The organism is Pseudomonas sp. GW821-FHT03C07 (assembly GCF_059420925.1).
The window spans coordinates 232,427-252,941 of the sequence record NZ_JBWKUQ010000005.1; the positions used below are offsets into that span (position 1 = coordinate 232,427).

Below are 20,515 nucleotides of genomic sequence, written 5' to 3' on the forward strand. Positions count from 1 at the left end.
CGACAGGCAGGGGCCCAGGCATGGATTCAGAACGTATCAAGGGGTTGATCGATTTACTGGCTGAGTCTGATCTGCTCGAACTCAGCCTGACCGAAGGCGACAGTACGATTCGTCTCTTCAAGCAGGCAGGGCAGGTGCTGGCCGCCGAGCCGGTTGTCGTCCCTGCGCCGATACCGACCCTGGACTCAGCCACGACAGCGCCCCCCGCAGCGCTCGAGATCAAGGCCAGCCTGTACGGCGTTCTGCATCTGACGCCCGCCGCCGGGGAAGCGCCGTTCGTCACGCTCGGTGAACAGATCGAAGCGGGTCAGACCCTGGCGGTCATCGAAGCCATGAAAATGTTCCACCCGCTCAAGGCCAAATCCGCTGGCAAGATCAGCGCAATCCTTGCCCAGAGTGGTACCGAAGTCGAAGCCGGTCAGGCGTTGTTCCGTCTCGGCTGACTCCAAGCCCATCTTCTTTCAGGTGAATTCAATGTTCGACAAAGTGCTGATCGCCAACCGTGGCGAAATCGCCCTGCGTATTCAGCGTGCCTGCCGTGGCCTGGGGTTGCAAACCGTGGTGGTGCACTCCGAGGCTGATCGCCACGCCCAGTATGTGCAAGACGCTGATCAGGCACTGTGCCTTGGACCGGCCGCACCGAGCCAGAGTTATCTGAATCAGACCGCGCTGCTGTTTGCCGCCAAGGTCAGCGGCGCTCAGGCGATCCATCCCGGCTATGGCTTTCTTTCGGAGAACGCCGGGTTTGCCGAGCGCATCGAGCTCGCTGGCCTGACCTTCATCGGTCCGAGCGCGGCATGTATTCGGACTATGGGCGACAAGGTCGCCGCCAAACGGGCGATGCGCGATGCCGGCGTACCCTGCGTGCCCGGGCCTGATTCGGTCATGCCAACCGACGATGACAGCATCCTCGCCATCGCCCGGGAAATTGGCTACCCGGTGATCGTCAAAGCGGCGGGCGGTGGCGGTGGACGCGGCATGCGCGTGGTGAACGAAGAGGTCGAACTGCTCGATGCCATTGCGCTGACCGGTGAGGAGGCGCGGCTGGCGTTCGGCAACCCGGAACTCTATATCGAGAAGTTTCTCGGTCATCCACGGCATGTCGAAATCCAAGTGTTATGCGATGCCCATGGCCACGCGATCTGGCTGGGTTGTCGGGATTGCTCCTTGCAACGTCGGCATCAGAAAGTCCTGGAAGAAGCGCCTGCACCGGGAATCGACCCGGATCTGATTGCCAAGGTCGGGGAACGCTGCGCGGCGGCTTGCCGGCAGATCGGTTATCGCGGTGTCGGCACCTTCGAGTTTTTGTATGAGAACGGCGAGTTCTTCTTCATCGAGATGAACACTCGGCTGCAAGTCGAGCATCCGGTGACGGAGATGACGACGGGTATCGATATCGTCCAGCAGCAACTGCGCATGGCCCGAGGCGAAGTGCTTGAGCTGCGCCAGCAGGACGTGCAACTCAATGGTCACTCACTGGAATGCCGGATCAACGCCGAAGACCCGATCACCTTCATGCCGACGCCGGGGTTGATTCAGCGCTGGGAAGTCCCCGGTGGCTTTGGTGTGCGGGTCGATTCCCACGTCACCACCGGGTATCGGGTGCCGCCCTACTACGACTCGATGGTGGCCAAGGTCATTACCCACGGCGCGACCCGCGATGAGGCCATGGCGCGTATGCGCCTGGCCCTGAGTGAAATGCGCGTGGAGGGCATCTCGACCAATATCCCCTTGCACCGCGAGATTCTCGACGATCCGGCGTTCTGCTCCGGTGGCGTGGACATCCATCACCTGGAGCGTTGGCTGCAACAAAGGAGTGCGACATGAGTACTGCTTCTGTATCAAAGAGTCCGCTCATCAGTCTGCTGGGGTCCACGGCTTTGCTGTTCGAAGCACCGGGTGAGCTGGATCTGGCGCCGCAACAACGTATTTGGAGCCTGGCCCTGCAGGCCGGGCAATGGGCCGAAATAGACGAAGCCGTTCCGGGCATGAACAACCTGATGCTGACCTTCATCAAGCCGCCGCGCGACCTCAACCGGCTCTGCGAGCGCCTGCTGGAAGCTTGGGATGCCTGCGATCCGCTGCCGCTCGCAGGGCGCATCGTCGAATTGCCGGTGATATATGGCGGCGAATACGGTCCTCACATGAGTGATGTGGTGGCGCACACCGGACTGGACATCGACACCATCGCCAATCTGCATTGCGAGCCGCTGTATCCGGTGTATGCCTTGGGCAGCCATCCCGGCTATTGCTATCTCGGTGGTATGGATTCGCGTCTGGCTACACCACGACGGCAAGTGCCGGTGCTTAGTATCGCCGCCGGCTCAGTGTCGATCGGCGGCGTGCAGACCGGTGTTTCGGCATCAGCCGGTCCCAGCGGCTGGAACACCATTGGCCGGACCGAAATGTCATTTTTTGACCCAAGCCAAAACCCTCCGGCCATGCTGAGGCCGGGCGATATGTTGCGCTTGCGCATCGAGAGGATCATTCGATGATCGAGATTTTATCGGCCACCGCTCTGGCCACCGTGCAGGATTTCGGCCGCTTTGGCAGCCTCGGTTACGGGGTGGGGACCTCCGGCGCGATGGACCAATTGGCGTTGGCATTGGGCAACCTGTTGTTGGGGAATCTCGAAGATGCGGCGGCTATTGAAATTCCGCTGTTTCCGTTCGAGGTGCGGTTTGTTCAGGACTGTGCATTCGCGGTAACGGGTGTCGCCTGCGAGGCCAGCCTGGATGATCAGCCGCTCCCGCCATTCTGGGTGGCACAGGCGAAGGAAGGGCAGGTACTGAGCCTTGGCTATCCGACCTCCGGCAGTCGAGCCTATCTGTGTCTGGCGGGGGGCGTCGACGTACCGCAGGTGCTGGGTTCACGCAGCACTCAATTGCGCGGTGAGTTCGGTGGACTGCAAGGACGGGCCTTGCAGCAGGGCGACCGGCTTTCGGCGCTGCGCCCTGGAGTCAGTGTGCTACCCACCGATTTCGGGGTGGTGTCGCCGAGTCTGGCGTTGCCATTGCAGCTCGCCGGGTTGCCGGCCATGCGCGTACTGCCAGCTGCCGAATATGAGTACTTCCTGGAGGCCTCACGTACGGCATTCTGGGCTGGAGAGTGGAAAGTCACCACCCAGAGTAACCGTTACGGTTATCGGCTCGAAGGCGCACCGATCTTGCCCGCGGCCCCCCTGGAGATCCGCTCCCACGGCATCGTTCCGGGGGTTATTCAGGTGCCCCACGGTGGTCAGCCGATCATCCAGATGCGCGACGCGCAACCCAGTGGCGGTTATCCGAAATTCGGCACGGTGATCGAGGCAGACCTCTGGCGTCTGGGGCAGGCACCGATTGGCAGCAAGGTCCGTTTTATCGAGTGCAGCTACAGCGAAGCTATCGCGGCCCTGGAAGATAATCAGCGCTACCTCGAAGAAGTTCGACGTCTGGTCGAGCTTCACGGGATGGCCTCGCGTTAAGGATATTCAAACATGACAAATCAGGACATCCGACAGTTGGCGGCGTGGCTCAAGGAGGCGCACCTGACTGGCGCGGAAATACATCGCCCAGGGCTGCATCTGATGCTCAAGCGCGGCGCCGACGAAATTGCGAGGTCGGTTCAGCCCGCGACGCCGGTGGTCTCAACGGCTGAGGATGAGCCGCTACTGAAGACACCAGGCCTGGGCCGGTTGTTGCTGGCGCATCCTGAACAGCCCGACGTTCTGGCGTCGCTTGGCAGCCGAGTGGAGCAAGGGCAACTGGTGGCCTTGCTGCAAGTCGGCGACCTGCTGTTGCCGGTACGTAGCCAAAGGGCTGGGCGGGTTGCCGCGGTGCTGCTGCCCTGTGGCACCACCGTCGGTTATGGCGAGGCGTTCATGCGCCTGATAGCAGCATGAGTGTGTGAGGGGAAAAGCGATGAACATTGATTTGAACGCTGATCTGGGCGAGGGCTTCGGACCTTGGCGCATGGGTGAAGACGAAGCGTTGATGAGCCTTATCTCATCGGCGAACGTGGCGTGCGGTTTCCATGCCGGTGATCCGCTGATCATGGACAACACCGTACGCCTGGCGAAGGCTGGCGCCATTGATCTGGGCGCCCATGTCGGTTTCCCGGACCTGATGGGCTTCGGGCGTCGGCGGATGAACATCGAGATCAGGGAGCTGGCGACCTACGTGGTCTATCAACTCGGTGCCCTGGCGGGGATGGCGGCGGTCAATGGCCACCGCATGACCCATATGAGCTTTCACGGTGCGCTGGGCAACATGGTCGCAGCCGATGCAACGCTGGCGGAGCCATTGATCTGTGCGGTGGCCGCTTTCGATCCGACGCTGATTGTCAGCTCATCGAGCAGCCGGGCGATTGAAAACGCTGCCGAAAAATGTGGTTTGCGAGTCGCCACGACATTTCTCGCCGACCGCGCCTACGACGATGACTGCCTGCTGGTCCCGCGCAACATACCGGGGGCGGTGATCAAAGAACCAGGGGCCGTGCTGCAGCGGGTTCGACAGTTGTTGGAGGAGGGTAGCGTCACCAGTCTCAATGGCAAGCGGATTGCCGTGCCCGCGCACTCGATCCTGCTGCACGGCGATACGCCTGGCGCGGTGGAACTGGCGCGCACGATTCGTCGTGAAATCGAGCAGGCCGGGGGGTGTATTACGCCGATTTCGCAGTTGCTGGCGTAACGGTCGCACAGTCATAAGCAGGGCTTATCGCCACACAGTCATTCCGTCTTGGTATCCGGCCTCCGTGCTGGATAGAGTCGAAGTCATCGAGATCAGCCAAGTGATCCACACATAATCGGTCGGTACAGCCTTGCGTTGTCGACCCGTAACACGAGGACAGAGACATGCCGTTTTCAGATTACAAAACCGCGCTGGTGACCGGCGCGTCTTCCGGTATTGGTGCCGCAGTCGTCGAGCGCCTGTGTCAGGAGGGCGTGCAGGTGCATGCCTTGGCCCGCAGTGCTGACAAGCTGCAAGACCTCGCCGCCAAGACTGGCTGTATCGCTCATGCTATCGACGTGACCGACCTGGCTGGGCTGACACGCCTGTTCGAGGCGCAGCAGTTCGACATTCTGGTGAACAACGCTGGTGTTGATAAACCGGGTTCGATTCTCAAGGCCGACGCCGAAGGCATCGACTTGCTGATCGATGTCAATCTGCGTGCGGTATTGCACCTGGCGCGTCTGGCGTTGCCGGGGATGGTGGCACGTGATTGCGGCCACATCATCAACATCAGCTCGATTGCCGCGGCGTACAACTTCGGCGGCAACTCCACGTACCACGCAACCAAGGCTGCCGTGAGCATGCTGTCGCGGCAACTGCGCATCGATGCCTTCGGCAAGCGGGTGCGAGTTACCGAAATTTGTCCGGGTCGAGTGGCCACCGACATTTTTGCCCACGTCCACGGTGACTCCGAAGAGACCTACAAGCGTTTCGTCGAAGGCTTCGAGCTGCCCCAGGCCAAGGACATTGCCGACGCCATTGCCTTTGCCATTGCCGCACCGATTGCGGTCAACGTCGGGCACATGGAAATCACCCCGACCCTGCAAGTGCCTGGTGGTCTCTCGACGGCCCGTCCACAGGATTACCCAGGCTGAGCTTTCCCTTCGCAACACGCGCTGCATAAGAACGGAACAATCCGTCATCGCGGCACTCACGCCACGGCCGAGCCTGGCGACTTTGTTTATTTCTGCCCTTAGCCCAATGCCGATGGGGATTGACCATGAAGCATGACTTCGATTTGGCCGCGGTTCTGCAAGGTGAATATGCCGAGCTGATCGTCAAGGGCATCGAAATAACTCTACAACTGGCGCTGTTCGCCTGGTTGCTGGCGATGGCCCTGGCGCTGTTGCTGGTGACCGTACGGTTGACCGGCAACAAACTCGCGGATCGTCTGGTGGCGGGTTACGTGTCTTACCATCGCAACGTGCCGACGCTGGTGCAGTTGATGCTCTGGTATTTCGGCGTGCCGACGTTACTGAGCGAGTCCACGCAGCTTTGGCTGGCGAATTACAGCAGCGAATATCTGTTCTCGGTGATTGCGTTGGGGTTGTGTCAGGCCGCGTATTTCTGCGAAGACATCCGCAGCGGACTGCGTGCCATTCCGGCCGGGCAGACCGAAGCTTCCCGGGCGCTGGGGTTAGGGTATGTGCGCTCGATGCGCTACGTGATCCTGCCGCAAGGTGTACGCAATTGCCTGCCGTCGCTGATCAACCACACCGTGCTGTTGTTCAAAAACACCAGCCTGGCCATGGCCATCGGCGTGGTCGAGCTGACCTACGCCACCCGCGAGGTCGAGAACTACACCTTCCGCACGTTCGAGTCATACCTGGTCGCCACGCTGTTCTACCTGGTTTTTTCACTCTTGTTGATGGGGCTCGGCGCGTTGTTGGCGCGACGCTTCAGCAAAGCGCTGGCGAGGTAGACGACGATGTTCGATGTCTTTTCGATTGTGCAGCAAAACTGGACCTTGTTTCTCATCGGTCAGTACCCGCACGGCCCTTTGGGCGGATTGGCGAGCACGTTGATTCTGGCGGCGCTGGCCCTGTTGCTGGCATTCCCTTTCGGCTTGCTACTGGCTTTGGCTCGGGTTTCGCCGTGGAGCGGACTGCGCTGGGCCGCCACGGTCTGGGTCTATGTGCTGCGGGGCATCCCGCTGTTGATGGTGATCTTCTGGACCTACTTCCTGGTGCCGTTGTTGATCGGCCATAACATCACCGGATTCGTGACCATGCTCTGCACGCTGGTGATCTACCAGAGTGCCTACCTGTGCGAAATCATTCGTGGCGGCATTCAGGCGCTACCAACGGGACAGTACGAGGCGTCCCGGGCGCTGGGTCTGGGTTACCTACGTACGACGATCTGGGTGATCTTGCCGCAAGCCTTGTACAACGCGCTGCCTAGCCTGATCAGCCAGTTCGTTTCCATTATCAAGGAAACCTCGCTTGGCTATGTCATTAACGTCCAGGAGGTGACTTTTGCCGCCAACCAGGTCAACAACCAACTGCTGACCAAGCCGTTCCAGGTGTTTTTTATCCTGGCGATCATCTACTACCTGCTCTGTTTCGGCCTGACCCATCTGGCCGGCTGGGTGGAGCGCCGTATCGCTCGCAAGCGTCTGGGCAACGGCGGTCCGGCCGCGGCTGCCGAGATCCTTGCTGGTTATCGATAATTGAAGAGGGTTGCGTCCATGCATCCAATGATCATGTTTTCGAGCGTCAATAAATGGTATGGCGAGTATCACGCGCTGACCGATATCACTGCCGAAGTGAAACCCGGTGAGGTGGTGGTGCTCTGTGGTCCGTCCGGTTCCGGCAAGTCGACGTTGATTCGCACCGTCAATCGTCTGGAAAACATCCAGAAGGGCCAGATCCTGTTCGATGGCCAGGATGTACACGGCACCGATGCTCAGGTTAACCGGCTGCGCAGTCGAGTGGGGTTCGTGTTCCAGAGCTTCAATCTTTTTCCGCACCTGTCGGTGCTGGAAAACATCACCCTGGCGCCCAGCAAAATCCGCAACTTGAAAGGCTCGGCCGCCAAACAACAGGCCATGCAATTGCTTGATCGGGTAGGGCTGGCACACAAGGCGGGGGCTTATCCGGCGCAGTTATCCGGCGGTCAACAACAGCGAGTGGCGATTGCCCGAGCGCTGGCCATGGATCCTCCGGTGATGTTGTTCGATGAGCCCACCAGTGCCCTCGATCCGGAAATGGTCGGTGAAGTGTTGAGTGTGATGAAAGGGTTGGCCAAGGATGGAATGACCATGATGTGCGTGACCCACGAGATGAATTTTGCCCGTGAAGTTGCTGACACCATCTGGTTTATGGACGCGGGTCAGATTCTGGAAAAGAGCACGCCCGAGAGCTTCTTCAGTCAGCCCGCGCACCCGCGGGCACAACGATTTATCGCCGATCTGCGCGCCCATTGAGTCGCCGGGATTTTGCGCCCTCTGCCCTCTGAATTTCCCATCCCCAGGAGTTTTTCCATGCGTATGAAATATCTGCTTGTCACGCTGGCGTTAGGTCCTTTGGCTGTTGCGGTAGCGCAGGCCGATCAATTGAGCGATATCATGGCTAAAAAAACGCTGAGTTGTGGGGTGTACGCCGACGTGCCACCGTTCTCTGCTCCAGATCCGGAAACCCGCGAACTGGTGGGGATGGACGTCGATTTGTGCAAGGCCCTGGCCAAGACCATGGGCGTGGCGCTGGAGCTCAAGCCGCTGTCTGTTGAAGCACGGATTCCCGAGGTGAAAATGGGCCGTGTCGATGTGATTTTCGCCAACTTGGCCTACACCAAGACCCGTGCCGAGCAGATCCAGTTCAGCGATCCGTACTACATCGCCAAGGAAACCCTGGTGGTGCGTGCGGCCAATGCCGACCAACCGAAAAGTTTCTTCAAGGACAAACGCATCAGCTCCACCAAAGGCTCGACTTCCGAGCAATCGATTCGCATCGCGGGTGCCACGCCAGTGACCTTTCAGGATACCGGTTCGGCTTACATGGCCTTGCAGCAGAACAAGGTTGTTGGCCTGGTGACCAACACCATGACCGCCCTGAAACTGGTCAACCAGGCTAAAGAGAGTGGTGTCGAGTTGGCGCTGGCCAAGGAACCGATGGCGCTTGAACCGATTGGGGCGGGTATGCGTAGAGATGAGCCGGCCTTTCTGGCCAAGGTGAACGAGTCACTGATAGCGATGGATAAGGCCGGTGAAATCGACCTGATCTGGGACCGCTGGATCGGACCGAATACGGCCTACAAAATGGTCCGCGAGGACAAGGTTCAAAGCCTCAGTAATCTGAAGTTCGATCCCTTGCCTTAAACGTTCACAGGTTGTGTCCAGATCAGGGAGCGTCGCCAAGGACGGCATTGCTCAAAGATGAAATTTCCATCGATGTAAGCATTGCGAAATAATCTTTCTCTTGTTGCGATTATAGGGAGTGTTTGTTCTGTAGGTGGACTGGCTTGTAGCATAAATTGAAAGGTAATTTTTCCAGCTCAGGTATAGCCTTTATCGGTATTAAAGCCGTGTCGGTACGAGCCAGATCCCTCGCTGAGGGAGACCTGATTCCAGGTCACACTCGTTGCGCAACATGAGCAGAGCGAGAGGTTGCCATGCTGGAAATTCGTCACCTTATGGGCATGCAGATGCTGCGCGAGACCGGCAGTATGCTTGAGGCAGCCAAGAAGCTGCAGTTGACACAGTCGGCGCTGTCCCACCAGTTCTCGGGATTGGAAAAACGACTGGGCACCTTACTATTCGAGCGTAGAAGCCGGCCCGTGCGGTTCACTCGTACCGGTAGGCGAATTCTGAAACTGGCTGATTCCCTTTTGCCAGAGCTGTTTTCCATCGAACACGATCTGGTTGGACTGGCCGACGCTGCCAATGGCCGGATCAACATGGCGGTGGAAAGCGCAGACTGGGCCCACTGGCTGATCCCGCTGATAAACCGGTTTCGGGGGGAGTGGACAGAGATCAAATTGGACGTATTGACGCAATACCCCGCTTTACCCTTCGCTGCGCTTGATGGGATGGACGTCGATCTACTGCTGACAACCGAGAGCACAAGGCTTCCAGGCATTGTCAGTGTTCCTTTGTTTACCTATGAGGTGTTGTTGGGCGTGGCCAACAATCATCCATTGGCCAGAGAAGCCTTTATTGCGCCCAGCGATCTTGCCAATCAGGTCCTGATTACTTCTCCAGGTGAACGTCGCCACCTTCCGGTCTTTGAGAAGTTTCTAACGCCTGCCGGTTTCGAACCGGCATCACATCGCCAATCGGATTCTTTGGTGTCACTCACCCATCAAGTGGCGTCCGGTCGCGCTGTTTGCTGCCTCCCTGAATGGGTGATACGAGGCGTGAGTGCTCGTGGCGTTTTATCAGCCAAGAAGCTGGGCAGCGAAGGGCTGCATGTGACGCTGTATGCCGTTCTTTCCCAAGAGGCCTTGAAGGCCCCGCACATGCGCCATTTCCTCCTGGCGGCCCAAGAAGGGCCGCGAGGTTAACGCCGATTTACCGAACACAAATCTTGCTGGAGGCCTTTAGCTCCAGAAGCGAGAAGCTTGACTGCATCTCCTTCACGCCCGGAACGGTTCGCAAGCGGTTGAGGGCAAATTTGGAGTAGCTTTCTAGGTCCTCTGCCAGCACCTGGAGCATGTAGTCGTGCTGCCCGGAAATGTTATGACAGGCGATGACCTCGGGCATTTCCAAGACCCATTTTTCAAATGTGCGGCATGTCGATTCTGTATGGTTTTCTAACAGAATGCTCACAAACACCACCACCCCAAGCCCTAGCAGATGCCTGTCCAGGACGGCTTGGTAGCCGCGAATCACGCCGATCGTCTCCAGGCGTTTCAGGCGTTTCCAGCACGGTGAAGGTGAGAGCGAAACGCGCTCTGCCAGCTCCGAATTGCTCAGCCTGCCATCGTCTTGCAGGATTCTCAGGATTTTTATATCTATATCGTCTAGTTCAATTTTTGCGTACTTAGATTTCATGTTTGCTCTTCGTTGTAGAAGGATATTTCTCATATTAGGTTTTATGGGATGCAAATGGAAAGAATCTTTTTTGCGGTTATGGATACACTGGATTTGCCCACGACGAAGCTCGAATCCCTCGTCAGACAGGCCTGCGGGCGGGGGCGTGTGGTCTCGATTCCAATACCAAGAAGAGGCGCAAATGTCTTACTCCAGCTACCACAAGAAGAAAATCGCTGATCAAGATCTGCATCCGGAAACGCTGATGATGTCGTATGGCTACGACCCGTTTCTGTCGGAGGGTGCGGTCAAGCCTCCGGTGTTTCTGACCTCTACCTTTGCCTTCCGCACGGCTGAAGACGGCGCCGAATTTTTTGATATCGTGTCGGGCCGCAAGCCGCTTCCGGAAGGTGAATCCGCGGGCCTGGTGTACAGTCGGTTCAACCACCCCAACCTGGAAATCGTTGAAGATCGTCTGGCGATTCTCGACGGGGCTGAGGCCGCGGCTGTGACCTCAAGTGGTATGGCGGCTATCGGTGCTGTTCTGCTGGCTTTCCTGCGGCCGGGTGATCAGATCGTTCAGTCGGCCCCCCTGTATGGCGGCACTGAGACACTGATTGCCAAGATCCTGCCGAATTGGGGAATCGGTTCTCACGGTATTGAAAACGGCTTGTCCCGCGAGTCTATGCGCGATGCACTGGAAGCAGGCGCAAGCCAGGGGACTGTGCGAATTTGCTACATCGAGACACCTGCCAACCCAACCAACTCGCTAATCGATTTTGAAGGGCTGCTCCAGGAAATCCATGCCTTCAGCACTCGGCATGGATATCGTCCGATTGTTGTCTGCGATAACACGCTGCTTGGGCCGATTTTCCAAAAACCGATCGAGCACGGCGTTGATCTTTGTGTCTACTCGTTGACCAAGTACGTGGGCGGTCACAGTGATTTGGTTGCCGGTGGCATTACTGGCAGCAAGGAACTGATCGCCAAGGTGCGCAGTATCCGTAGTGCGTTTGGTTCCCAGCTGGACCCACATTCATCCTGGATGATTTCGCGCTCGATGGAGACCTTGGTTCTGCGCATGAACCAGGCTGCCCGTTCAGGTTCGACTATTGCGCACTGGCTTGCAGACAACCCGCACGAAAAAGTCACGGTGCTGCACCCCGAACTCATCAACGATGAGATCTATCAAACCGTTTACAAACGTCAATGCACCGGGCCTGGCTCCACCTTCTCGTTCATCTTGGCGGGTGGTCGTGAGCGAGCGTTCAAGTTCATCAATGCCCTGACGCTTTTCAAGTCTGCCGTCAGTCTCGGGGGCACGGAGTCGCTGATCTGTCATCCAGCCTCCACCACACAGTCTGGCGTGCCCGCCGAGTTGCGCAGCAAGGCCGGCGTTTCTGAAGGACTGATCCGCATATCAATCGGTCTGGAGCACGAAGTGGATCTGATTGCTGACCTCGAAAATGCTCTTCGCAGCTGATTAGCGCACCCATTGCGGGGTAATAGATGAATAGCATGACGAAAGAGGTCATGGCAGTGCAGAACGCCGGCGATATTGATCCTTCTGAAACGCGGGAATGGCTGGACGCAATAGATGGCCTGGTTCGTTCCAATGGTCATGAGCGTGCCCAGTTCCTTCTGAAGAAAATTGAAATTCATGCCCAGGAACTGGGCGTGGCGACACACACAGGGCCGTATTCGGCTTATCGCAATAGCATCCCCCTCGAGTCTCAGGGTGGCTATCCGGGCGACTTGATTGTCGAAGAACGATTGATTGCCATCATGCGATGGAACGCGCTGGCCATGGTGGTCCGCGCTAATCAGGCGTATGGCGATCTGGGTGGCCATATTGCAAGTTACGCTTCGGCAGCGGAAATTTTCGAAGTGGGCTTTCAGCACTTCTTCAAAGGCCCCGATGCGCCTGGCGGCGGTGATTTGGTTTACTTCCAGCCGCACTCCGCGCCAGGTATTTATTCGCGGGCCTTTATGGAAGGTCGGTTGAGCGAGGAGCAGTTGTCCCGCTACCGACAGGAGATCAATGGCGGTGGGCTTTGCTCTTATCCCCATCCTTGGCTGATGCCTGAATTCTGGCAGTTTCCAACAGGTTCGATGGGCATTGGTCCTATGAGTTCGATTTACCAGGCTCGCTTCATGCGATATCTGGAGAACCGGGGTTTGGCTGACACGAGCGCTCGTCACGTTTGGGGTGTGTTCGGCGACGGCGAAATGGATGAGCCCGAATCGATTGGCGCTCTGACACTCGCGGCCCGGGAGAAGCTCGACAATCTGACCATGATCATCAACTGCAACTTGCAACGCCTGGATGGCCCTGTTCGCGGCAATGGTCAGATCATTCAGGAGCTGGAATCGCTGTTTGCCGGCGCCGGCTGGAATGTCATCAAAGTGCTTTGGGGCTCGGACTGGGACGCGCTGTTTGCGCGCGATACTGACCATATACTGCTCCGTCATTTGGCGGCGACGGTGGACGGCCAATACCAGACGCTGGGTGCCAACGATGGCGCGTTCAATATCACCCATTTCTTCGAACAAGATCCGCAGATCAGAGCCCTTGTTGCTCACATGACACCGGATGAAATCGATGGGCTGAAACGTGGCGGACATGATTTCAAAAAGCTGTTTGCTGCGTTCGCGGCAGCGAAAGCCCATAAGGGACGGCCAACGGTCATTCTTGCGAAAACCAAGAAAGGCTACGGCATGGGCGGGGCGGGCGAGTCCCGGATGACCTCTCATCAAGCGAAGAAGCTTGACCTTGAAGCACTGAAGGCTTTCCGTGATCGGTTCAAACTGCCATTGACGGACGAGGCCGTTGCCGAACTGCAGTTCTTCAAGCCGGAGCCGGGCAGCGTGGAAATGCAGTACCTGCACAAGCAGCGCGAAAGGCTCGGTGGGGCGCTGCCTGTGCGGCGTCCCCGTGGCGATTCTCTGCCGATTCCCGCTATGGAGAGCTATGCGAAGTTTGCTCTGGAGGCGGAAGGCAAGGAGATGTCGACAACGATGGCCGCGGTGCGGATCTTTGGGAGCCTTCTCAAGGATTCAATTCTGGGGCCACGCCTGGTACCGATTGTTGCGGACGAGGCGCGTACCTTTGGTATGGCGAACATGTTCCGTCAGATAGGCATTTATTCGCCGCTCGGCCAACTCTATGAACCGGAAGACGCCGCCTCGATGCTCTGCTATCGGGAAGCGAAAGACGGTCAATTGCTTGAGGAAGGGATTACCGAGGCCGGGGCGATATCGTCCTGGACGGCGGCGGCAACGTCTTACAGCGTGCATGGTATTTCCATGTTGCCGATTTACATCTACTACTCGATGTTCGGGTTCCAGCGAGTTGGGGATTTGATTTGGGCGGCCGCGGATCAGCGCGCCCGTGGTTTCCTGTTCGGCGCTACCGCCGGTAGAACCACACTGGGTGGTGAGGGACTTCAGCACCAGGATGGCTCGAGCCACATCATGGCGGCTTCGATCCCGAACTGCCGTGCATACGACCCAGCGTTCGCCGGCGAGTTAGCCGTGATCATGGACTACGGCATGCGGCAGATGCTGGAACGCCAGGAGGACGTTTTCTATTACCTGACGGTGATGAACGAAAACTATGCTCAGCCGACACTGCTTGAGTCGGTACGCGAAGATGTAGTCAAGGGTATGTATCTCTTCAAGGAGCAGAACCTTGAAAAGCCCCGTGCTCGGGTAAGGCTGCTCGGCTCCGGGGCCATTTTCCTCGAAGTTCAGAAAGCTGCGCAGATCCTGGCGGAGCAATGGCAGATCGAGAGCGAACTTTGGAGCGTCACCAGTTTTAGCGAACTGGCACGAAATGCTCGCGAGGTTGAACGTGACAATCGTCAGAATCCAGAGCGTGAGCGGCAGACTTCGCACGTCCAAAAATGCCTTCAAGGAACGTTGCCGATCATCGCGGCAACCGATTATGTCCGGGCGTTGCCTCAGCTGATTTCAAGCTATCTGGACGGTCGTTACGTGGCACTCGGCACTGATGGCTTTGGTCGCAGCGATACTCGCAGCGAGCTGCGAGCGTTCTTCGAAGTCGATAGCAAGAGCATTGTCCTGGCTGCACTTGATGCGCTGGTTATTGACGGCACTTTGGAGCGTTCCGTATTAGCTGACGCGATTCAACGATTGGGAATCGACACTGGCATGGCTGCCCCCTGGAATTGCTAATGGAAGCCGCTACGGGTTGATAACTGATTAGAGGAATTGCAGATGGACGATTTGACGTTTCATGCAGAAACACTTCTGACCCATTCGGGGCGGGAGCATCACCAGGTGGGCGGAACTGTAAATGTGCCGGTGTATCGGGCATCCACACTGCTGTTTCCAACGGTGAGTGCTTTGCAATCAGTGCAAGGGACAATCAATACTTATGGCCGACACGGTAGTCCGACAACCCGTTCATTGGAGCGTGCACTGTGTGACTTGGAAGGCGCTGGCGGGGCGATGTTGACGCCCAGTGGGCTCTCTGCGGTCACGACGGCGTTGCTGGCGAGTCTTCAGCCAGGTGACCATCTGTTGATGACTGATTCGGTCTACGATCCGACCCGTGCTTTCTGTAACGAAACCTTGAAACGTTTCGGTATTGAAACGACGTACTACGATCCGATGATCGGAGCGGGTATTGCGCAGTTGATGAGGTCGAACACTAGGGTTGTATTTGTCGAGTCTCCTGGGTCATTGACGTTCGAGGTGCAGGACGTTCCGGCCATTGCGCAAGTTGCTCATGCGCACAATGCGATTGTGATTATCGACAATACCTGGGGCACTCCATTACATTTTGCTTCGTTCAAGCATGGTGTCGATATTTCTGTTCATGCGGCGACCAAGTACATCGTGGGGCATTCAGATGTGCTCATGGGTGTCATCATGACCACGGAGGAGCAATATCCGAAAGTTCGGGCGTTTTACAAACACCTGGGTGTTTCGGTCAGCAGTGACGATGCCTATATGGCATTACGTGGCCTGCGCACTTTAGCGGCTCGGCTTGATCGTCATCAAAGCAACGCCCTGGCCGTTATTGATTGGCTGAAGAGTCAGCCCGAAGTTGATAGCGTCCTGTCGCCGGCTTTACCTGGTTGCCCTGGCCATGAACTGTGGAAGCGGGACTTCACAGGTTTTAACGGGTTGTTTGGAGTGATATTCAACGCGCTCCCGGAGTCAGCCGTCAGCGCCATGCTTGATGGCATGAAGATTTTTGGCATGGGATACAGTTGGGGAGGGTATGAAAGTCTGATCATCCCGGCAAACCCGTCAGCCTACCGCAGCGCTACGACGTGGAAAGCCCATGGACCTTTAATAAGGTTTCATATAGGGCTCGAGCACCCCAACGATTTAATTGAAGATCTTAATCAGGCATTTTGGAGGTTGCGAACACTCAATAATTGATACTGAAAAAGTAATGCCCGTTTCCAAAACAATAACAGCCTTGGCTATATAGCTTAAGTTCTGCCGTGCTTTCAATCTAAGAAGGATAAAAAATGAAACACAGTAACGCATTAAAAGCTACTTGGAAAATCACACTCGTCGTTGTCACGCTGGGTATGGCCAGCTGGGTCTCCGCTGATCAACTGAGCGAGATAAAAACCCGAGGAGAGTTGACCTGTGGTGTTCTCGGAACCGATGAGCCATTTAGTTACATCGGTGACCCCTCCAGCCGACAAATCGTGGGTTACGATGTTGATCTGTGCAAGGCTGTTGCGGACAGTCTCGGGGTAAAACTGACGCTCAAGCAACTCGCGGTAGCGGCGCGTATCCCCGAGTTGCAACAAGGTCGAGTGGATATCCTGGCCGCTACGCTCACCCGCACCAAGGAGCGTGAAGAGCAGATCGACTTCTCGGCTTCAACGTTTGTGACCGGCGCGAAAGTGATGGTCAAAACATCCAGTGGGGTTGATGAACTTAGCCAGTTGGCTGACAAACGGGTGCTCACGGTCAAGGGCACGACGATGGAGCAAAACATTCGCAGCACCTTGCCGACGGCGAAAGTGATTTCCTTCGACACTGGGCCACAGGCGCTTCTCGCCCTCAAGCAAGGCAAGGGGGTAGGGTTCGCGACCGACGAGGCAACGCTTGTAAAGCATTTTGCCGAATTGGGTGACGATGCGAAAAACTACAAAATCATCGCTCAAAACCTTTCAACCGAGAACCTGGCGCTTGGCATCAGGAAAAACGAACCCGCCTTTAAGGCACAGGTCGACAAAGTGCTGCTCGGCCTGGAGTCATCAGGGGAGGCGCAGAAGATTTTCATGAAGTGGTTCGGCCCCGATACCAAAATGAAGTACGCGACTCGCTCGTTCAAGTTTGAACAAAGCGCTAACTGATTGGACAGCAGCCCGGCTTCGGCCGGGCCACGGACTTGATCATGAAAAACTTCGATCTGTCGATGCTGTTGTCTGGGCAGTATCATGAATGGCTTGTCAGCGGAATCTTTCTCTCGGTACAGCTGGCTTTGATTACGCTTGTATTGGCAGTGCCATTGGCCATCGCCATTGCTACCTTGAGGATGGCGCCGTTCGCCATACTGAGGGGAGTCGCCATTACGTATGTCGAGGCGATTCGAAATGTTCCGCTCCTGGCACACATGCTGTTCTGGTACTTTGGGGCGCCAGAGTTTCTCCCCGATGGCATAAAGGAATGGCTGTACGACCATAACTTTGAAGCGGCGAGTGCGGTGGTCGCGCTGGTACTCTATACCGCCGCATTTATGTCCGAAGATATCAGAAGCGGATTGCGCTCAATCCCCAAGGAGCAGATGGAGGCGGGTAGAACCTTGGGCTTTGGGTTCATGAAAACGATGCGACTGGTCATTCTTCCTCAGTCGCTTCGTGTCACAGTTCCTCCGCTGATCAACCAAACGCTCAACCTATGGAAGAATACAAGTATTGCCATGGTTATCGGTGTTGCAGAGCTGATGTACCAGGCGCAACAAGTGGAAAGCTCTACTTTTCGAGGGTTTGAGTCGTTTGCCTTCGCCACCGCGGGTTATATAACAGTCTCTCTGTTGATCTACGGATTTTCTTTTGTCTATCAACGGCGCTATCCGGTAAGGAGTGTTTAATCATGTTAGATGTATTGCACACCTACGGTCTCTATTACTTGATAGGACAGTACCCAAATGGCCCTCTGGGCGGACTGTTACTGACGTTGATCCTGGCAGCGGCAGCGCTTTTGCTGGCTCTCCCTGTCGGAGTCATCTTCGCGCTTTGCCGTATCAGTCCATTCCCGCTTCTACGTGTGCCCGTCACCGCAATCACCTACTTGATTCGCGGAACACCGCTGTTAATGATAATTTTCTGGGCTTATTTTCTGCTGCCGACCATAACGGGGGAGAGGACTGACCAATTTACTACCATGTTGGCAGCGTTGGTTATTTTCGATGCTGTTTACCTGGCGGAAATTATTCGGGCGGGGATTTTAAGTCTGCCAAAGGGCCAAATGGAGTGTGCGCGTGCATTGGGCTTGAGTTATGTATCTGCGATGGCGTTCGTCGTATTGCCTCAAGCATTTAGAAACATGCTTCCCTCGCTGGTCAATCAGTTTGTTTCAACGGTGAAAGAGACATCGCTCGGGTATATTATCAGCCTGTCAGAAGTTTCCTTTATCGCTTCGCAGATTAATACAATGATGCCCACAAAACCGGGTGAGATTTACGCGATGCTCGGCCTGACTTATTTTGTGATGTGCTTCAGTCTTTCGCGATTTGCCTATTGGTTAGAAAGACGGCTCGCCGTTCGTACGGTAAAGGTATAACTACAATGATTAAGCTTGATAAGGTGAATAAGTGGTACGGCGAGTACCATGCCCTGGCGGATGTCAGTGAACATGTTGCCCAAGGCGAAGTGGTCGTCGTCTGCGGCCCCTCAGGGTCCGGAAAATCCACCATGATCCGTACACTCAATCGTTTGGAGGCGATCCATGACGGCAACATCTACATCAATGGTGTTGATATTTATGATCGCAAGGCCAGCGTCAATGAACTACGTAGCCGTATTGGCTTCGTCTTCCAGCAGTTCAACTTGTTCCCTCATCTTACAGTACTTCAAAACTGCACATTGGCGCCGACACGTATTCGAAAGTTAACCAGGAAAGAAGCTGACGAACTGGCAATGAGCCTGCTGGAGCGCGTAGGTTTGGCGCATAAAGCCTGCGCCTATCCAGCCGAGCTGTCCGGAGGGCAGCAACAGCGGGTGGCTATCGCACGGGCATTGGCGATGAATCCCCCGGTGATGCTGTTTGACGAGCCGACCTCGGCGCTCGACCCGGAAATGGTTGGCGAAGTTCTTCTGGCAATGAAGTCTCTGGCCAAAGAAGGGATGACGATGGTGTGTGTCACTCACGAAATGGGGTTCGCTCGTGATGTGGCTGACCGGGTCATATTCATGGATCAGGGGCGCATCCTGGAGAGTGCCCCGCCCGATAAGTTTTTCATCCAGCCTGAGCACCCGCGAGCGCAGCGATTCCTTTCTGATATTCGCTCGCCATTTTCCAACGCTTTGCCAAAAGCATCGTGAGTGGATGCCTGAGGGGGTATGGCCTATCCGACCATACCTTTTTAGGTTCTCAACGTAGCGTTAAATAAGAATCTCGATTTTGTCGCAGGTTGTCAGGGGACTGTTGTCTCCAGTGCTTTGGGGGTACTTGAAGTGACTGATTTTTTTGAAATTAAAGTTCCTAATATCGGTGACTTTAAAGAAGTTAGCGTTATTGAGATTCTGGTAAAAGTAGGTGATGCTGTATCGATTGATGATGCCCTCGTCATACTTGAGACGGACAAGGCCGCGATGGAGGTGCCGGCTTCGAACGCCGGTACGATTACCGAGGTCAAGGTAAAGCTAGGTGACCAGGTTTCAGAGGGAAGTATTATTGTCGTTCTTGAAGTCAAAGACTCTTTAGTGTCGGCAAACGCTCTCGCCGTCGTAGAGAAGCAGATCGGGTTGAATGTTGTTGAACCGATTTCCATGCCGGTCGGCAGTATGCCAGAGACGGCAATAGATATCCCTGTTGTCCATGCGAGTGTGCAGCCTTCAAATGCGACTCATGATGTTTCGGCCGTTCACGCGAGTCCGTCAGTTCGTAAGTTCGCCAGATCCTTAGGCGTTGCTCTCAATCAAATAAAGGGGAGCGGCCTGAGAGACCGGATTCTCAAAGAAGATATCGAGAATTTTATTAAATACAAACTCGATGCTCCGGCGACGCCGAATAACGTCGGCGCGGGTATCGGCGGTATAGATCTTCTTCCGTGGCCGACAGTTGATTATGAAAAATATGGCCGGGTCGAAAGAAAACCGCTGAGCAGGCTGAAAAAGATTTCTGGCTCCAACCTTCATCGTAATTGGGTGATGATTCCTCATGTAACGAATAACGATGAAGTGGACATTACTTCCTTGGAAGCGTTGCGGGTCCAACTTAACACGGAAAATGAAAAAAACGGCATAAAGGTCACGTTGTTGGCGTTTATGCTGAAGGCCGCAGCTGTTGCGTTGCAGCAATTCCCCGGCTTTAACGCATCCCTGGAAGGTGATCAATTGGTGTTGAAACACTATTGTCATTTGGGCTTTGCCGCTGATACGCCGAACGGCTTGGTCGTTCCTGTTGTTCGCGATGTTGAGCAGAAAGGCGTCCTGCAGATCGCCAAGGAAATGACAGCGTTGGCCCACTTGGCTCGTGAGGGCAAGTTGAAGTCCGATCAAATGCAAGGCGGCTGTTTCACAATATCCAGCCTTGGCGGGATTGGTGGGACGACCTTTACCCCGATTATCAATGCGCCGGAAGTTGCCATTCTTGGTGCTGGTCGAGCATTTATGAAAGCGCATTGGAACGGTAAAGAGTTCGAGCCGAGACTGACAATGCCGCTGAGCTTGTCCTGGGATCATCGAGTGATTGATGGTGCCGAAGCTGCCCGGTTTCTTACCTTTTTCGGCAAGTTGCTGAGTGATTTTCGACGGGTCGCGATCTAGTCATATGAGCAGCCAGGGGCTGATCTTTTACCGGCCCGGCTTAGATGTAAGTTCAAGATGGGAGGAACGGC

Annotated in this window: 21 protein-coding genes; 20 read left to right on the top strand and 1 reads right to left on the bottom strand. The window is 56.0% G+C overall.

Annotated features, from left to right (window positions below; translation table 11 throughout):
* Positions 1–20: 20 nt before the first annotated feature.
* From AC07VG_RS12795 to AC07VG_RS12850, 12 genes are all read left to right on the top strand, one after another.
* The gene (locus AC07VG_RS12795) at positions 21–443 is read left to right on the top strand and encodes an acetyl-CoA carboxylase biotin carboxyl carrier protein (RefSeq protein WP_495021284.1); all 423 of its coding nucleotides are present in this window, start codon (positions 21–23) and stop codon (positions 441–443) included.
* 31 nt (positions 444–474) lie between these two features.
* Positions 475–1,827, top strand: coding sequence for an acetyl-CoA carboxylase biotin carboxylase subunit (gene accC / locus AC07VG_RS12800; RefSeq protein ID WP_495021285.1), 1,353 nt, complete (start codon positions 475–477; stop codon positions 1,825–1,827).
* The gene (gene pxpB, locus AC07VG_RS12805; RefSeq protein ID WP_495003922.1) at positions 1,824–2,495 is read left to right on the top strand and encodes a 5-oxoprolinase subunit PxpB; all 672 of its coding nucleotides are present in this window, start codon (positions 1,824–1,826) and stop codon (positions 2,493–2,495) included. The genes accC and pxpB overlap by 4 nt, the downstream gene beginning before the upstream one ends.
* Positions 2,492–3,463, top strand: coding sequence for a 5-oxoprolinase subunit C family protein (locus AC07VG_RS12810; RefSeq protein ID WP_495003921.1), 972 nt, complete (start codon positions 2,492–2,494; stop codon positions 3,461–3,463). The genes pxpB and AC07VG_RS12810 overlap by 4 nt, the downstream gene beginning before the upstream one ends.
* 12 nt (positions 3,464–3,475) lie before the next feature.
* Positions 3,476–3,880, top strand: coding sequence for a biotin/lipoyl-containing protein (locus tag AC07VG_RS12815; RefSeq protein ID WP_495003920.1), 405 nt, complete (start codon positions 3,476–3,478; stop codon positions 3,878–3,880).
* A gap of 19 nt (positions 3,881–3,899) precedes the next feature.
* A complete protein-coding gene (locus AC07VG_RS12820) occupies positions 3,900–4,667 on the top strand; it encodes a LamB/YcsF family protein (protein ID WP_495003919.1) in 768 nt (255 codons plus the stop codon).
* 164 nt (positions 4,668–4,831) lie between these two features.
* A complete protein-coding gene (locus AC07VG_RS12825; protein WP_495003918.1) occupies positions 4,832–5,584 on the top strand; it encodes an SDR family oxidoreductase in 753 nt (250 codons plus the stop codon).
* 125 nt (positions 5,585–5,709) lie between these two features.
* Positions 5,710–6,411 carry an amino acid ABC transporter permease gene (locus AC07VG_RS12830; protein WP_495003917.1) on the top strand — a complete coding sequence of 234 codons (702 nt, stop codon included), beginning with the start codon at positions 5,710–5,712 and terminating at the stop codon, positions 6,409–6,411.
* Between the two features lie 6 nt (positions 6,412–6,417).
* Positions 6,418–7,158, top strand: coding sequence for an amino acid ABC transporter permease (locus AC07VG_RS12835; protein WP_495003916.1), 741 nt, complete (start codon positions 6,418–6,420; stop codon positions 7,156–7,158).
* Positions 7,159–7,185: 27 nt separating this feature from the next.
* Positions 7,186–7,914 (top strand): amino acid ABC transporter ATP-binding protein, encoded by a 729-nt coding sequence (locus tag AC07VG_RS12840; RefSeq protein ID WP_495003977.1) that lies wholly within the window; start codon positions 7,186–7,188, stop codon positions 7,912–7,914.
* Positions 7,915–7,971: 57 nt separating this feature from the next.
* The gene (locus tag AC07VG_RS12845; protein ID WP_495003915.1) at positions 7,972–8,805 is read left to right on the top strand and encodes an ABC transporter substrate-binding protein; all 834 of its coding nucleotides are present in this window, start codon (positions 7,972–7,974) and stop codon (positions 8,803–8,805) included.
* A 293-nt stretch (positions 8,806–9,098) separates the two neighbouring features.
* Positions 9,099–9,989 carry a LysR family transcriptional regulator gene (locus AC07VG_RS12850; RefSeq protein WP_495003914.1) on the top strand — a complete coding sequence of 297 codons (891 nt, stop codon included), beginning with the start codon at positions 9,099–9,101 and terminating at the stop codon, positions 9,987–9,989.
* A 7-nt stretch (positions 9,990–9,996) separates the two neighbouring features.
* Here the strand turns inward: AC07VG_RS12850 and AC07VG_RS12855 are convergent, their stop codons facing one another.
* Positions 9,997–10,479 (bottom strand): Lrp/AsnC family transcriptional regulator, encoded by a 483-nt coding sequence (locus tag AC07VG_RS12855; protein WP_495003913.1) that lies wholly within the window; start codon positions 10,477–10,479, stop codon positions 9,997–9,999.
* Between the two features lie 181 nt (positions 10,480–10,660).
* On the opposite strand from AC07VG_RS12855, the gene AC07VG_RS12860 reads away from it, so the two are divergent.
* The 8 genes from AC07VG_RS12860 (at position 10,661) to AC07VG_RS12895 (ending at position 20,444) form a co-directional block, all read left to right on the top strand.
* On the top strand, positions 10,661–11,941 hold the full coding sequence (locus AC07VG_RS12860; protein WP_495003912.1) for a cystathionine gamma-synthase family protein: 1,281 nt from the start codon (positions 10,661–10,663) through the stop codon (positions 11,939–11,941).
* A 26-nt stretch (positions 11,942–11,967) separates the two neighbouring features.
* On the top strand, positions 11,968–14,655 hold the full coding sequence (gene mdeB / locus AC07VG_RS12865; RefSeq protein ID WP_495021286.1) for an alpha-ketoglutarate dehydrogenase: 2,688 nt from the start codon (positions 11,968–11,970) through the stop codon (positions 14,653–14,655).
* 42 nt (positions 14,656–14,697) lie between these two features.
* Positions 14,698–15,873 carry a cystathionine beta-lyase gene (metC, locus tag AC07VG_RS12870; protein ID WP_495003910.1) on the top strand — a complete coding sequence of 392 codons (1,176 nt, stop codon included), beginning with the start codon at positions 14,698–14,700 and terminating at the stop codon, positions 15,871–15,873.
* A gap of 92 nt (positions 15,874–15,965) precedes the next feature.
* Complete coding sequence (locus tag AC07VG_RS12875; protein WP_495003909.1) at positions 15,966–16,808, top strand: ABC transporter substrate-binding protein; 843 nt, start codon at positions 15,966–15,968, stop codon at positions 16,806–16,808.
* Positions 16,809–16,849: 41 nt separating this feature from the next.
* Positions 16,850–17,545, top strand: coding sequence for an amino acid ABC transporter permease (locus AC07VG_RS12880; RefSeq protein WP_495021287.1), 696 nt, complete (start codon positions 16,850–16,852; stop codon positions 17,543–17,545).
* A 2-nt stretch (positions 17,546–17,547) separates the two neighbouring features.
* On the top strand, positions 17,548–18,237 hold the full coding sequence (locus AC07VG_RS12885) for an amino acid ABC transporter permease (RefSeq protein WP_495003907.1): 690 nt from the start codon (positions 17,548–17,550) through the stop codon (positions 18,235–18,237).
* A 5-nt stretch (positions 18,238–18,242) separates the two neighbouring features.
* Positions 18,243–18,998, top strand: coding sequence for an amino acid ABC transporter ATP-binding protein (locus AC07VG_RS12890; protein ID WP_495003906.1), 756 nt, complete (start codon positions 18,243–18,245; stop codon positions 18,996–18,998).
* 132 nt (positions 18,999–19,130) lie between these two features.
* Entirely contained in the window at positions 19,131–20,444 is a 1,314-nt protein-coding gene (locus AC07VG_RS12895) for a dihydrolipoyllysine-residue acetyltransferase (protein WP_495003905.1), read from the top strand.
* The last annotated feature ends 71 nt before the right edge of the window (positions 20,445–20,515 follow it).

Coding starts and splice junctions, on each gene's coding strand:
- AC07VG_RS12795 (WP_495021284.1), top strand. CDS start 21: ATGGATTCAGAACGTATCAAGGGGTTGATCGATTTACTGGCTGAGTCT.
- accC (WP_495021285.1), top strand. CDS start 475: ATGTTCGACAAAGTGCTGATCGCCAACCGTGGCGAAATCGCCCTGCGT.
- pxpB (WP_495003922.1), top strand. CDS start 1,824: ATGAGTACTGCTTCTGTATCAAAGAGTCCGCTCATCAGTCTGCTGGGG.
- AC07VG_RS12810 (WP_495003921.1), top strand. CDS start 2,492: ATGATCGAGATTTTATCGGCCACCGCTCTGGCCACCGTGCAGGATTTC.
- AC07VG_RS12815 (WP_495003920.1), top strand. CDS start 3,476: ATGACAAATCAGGACATCCGACAGTTGGCGGCGTGGCTCAAGGAGGCG.
- AC07VG_RS12820 (WP_495003919.1), top strand. CDS start 3,900: ATGAACATTGATTTGAACGCTGATCTGGGCGAGGGCTTCGGACCTTGG.
- AC07VG_RS12825 (WP_495003918.1), top strand. CDS start 4,832: ATGCCGTTTTCAGATTACAAAACCGCGCTGGTGACCGGCGCGTCTTCC.
- AC07VG_RS12830 (WP_495003917.1), top strand. CDS start 5,710: ATGAAGCATGACTTCGATTTGGCCGCGGTTCTGCAAGGTGAATATGCC.
- AC07VG_RS12835 (WP_495003916.1), top strand. CDS start 6,418: ATGTTCGATGTCTTTTCGATTGTGCAGCAAAACTGGACCTTGTTTCTC.
- AC07VG_RS12840 (WP_495003977.1), top strand. CDS start 7,186: ATGATCATGTTTTCGAGCGTCAATAAATGGTATGGCGAGTATCACGCG.
- AC07VG_RS12845 (WP_495003915.1), top strand. CDS start 7,972: ATGCGTATGAAATATCTGCTTGTCACGCTGGCGTTAGGTCCTTTGGCT.
- AC07VG_RS12850 (WP_495003914.1), top strand. CDS start 9,099: ATGCTGGAAATTCGTCACCTTATGGGCATGCAGATGCTGCGCGAGACC.
- AC07VG_RS12855 (WP_495003913.1), bottom strand. CDS start 10,479: ATGAAATCTAAGTACGCAAAAATTGAACTAGACGATATAGATATAAAA.
- AC07VG_RS12860 (WP_495003912.1), top strand. CDS start 10,661: ATGTCTTACTCCAGCTACCACAAGAAGAAAATCGCTGATCAAGATCTG.
- mdeB (WP_495021286.1), top strand. CDS start 11,968: ATGAATAGCATGACGAAAGAGGTCATGGCAGTGCAGAACGCCGGCGAT.
- metC (WP_495003910.1), top strand. CDS start 14,698: ATGGACGATTTGACGTTTCATGCAGAAACACTTCTGACCCATTCGGGG.
- AC07VG_RS12875 (WP_495003909.1), top strand. CDS start 15,966: ATGAAACACAGTAACGCATTAAAAGCTACTTGGAAAATCACACTCGTC.
- AC07VG_RS12880 (WP_495021287.1), top strand. CDS start 16,850: ATGAAAAACTTCGATCTGTCGATGCTGTTGTCTGGGCAGTATCATGAA.
- AC07VG_RS12885 (WP_495003907.1), top strand. CDS start 17,548: ATGTTAGATGTATTGCACACCTACGGTCTCTATTACTTGATAGGACAG.
- AC07VG_RS12890 (WP_495003906.1), top strand. CDS start 18,243: ATGATTAAGCTTGATAAGGTGAATAAGTGGTACGGCGAGTACCATGCC.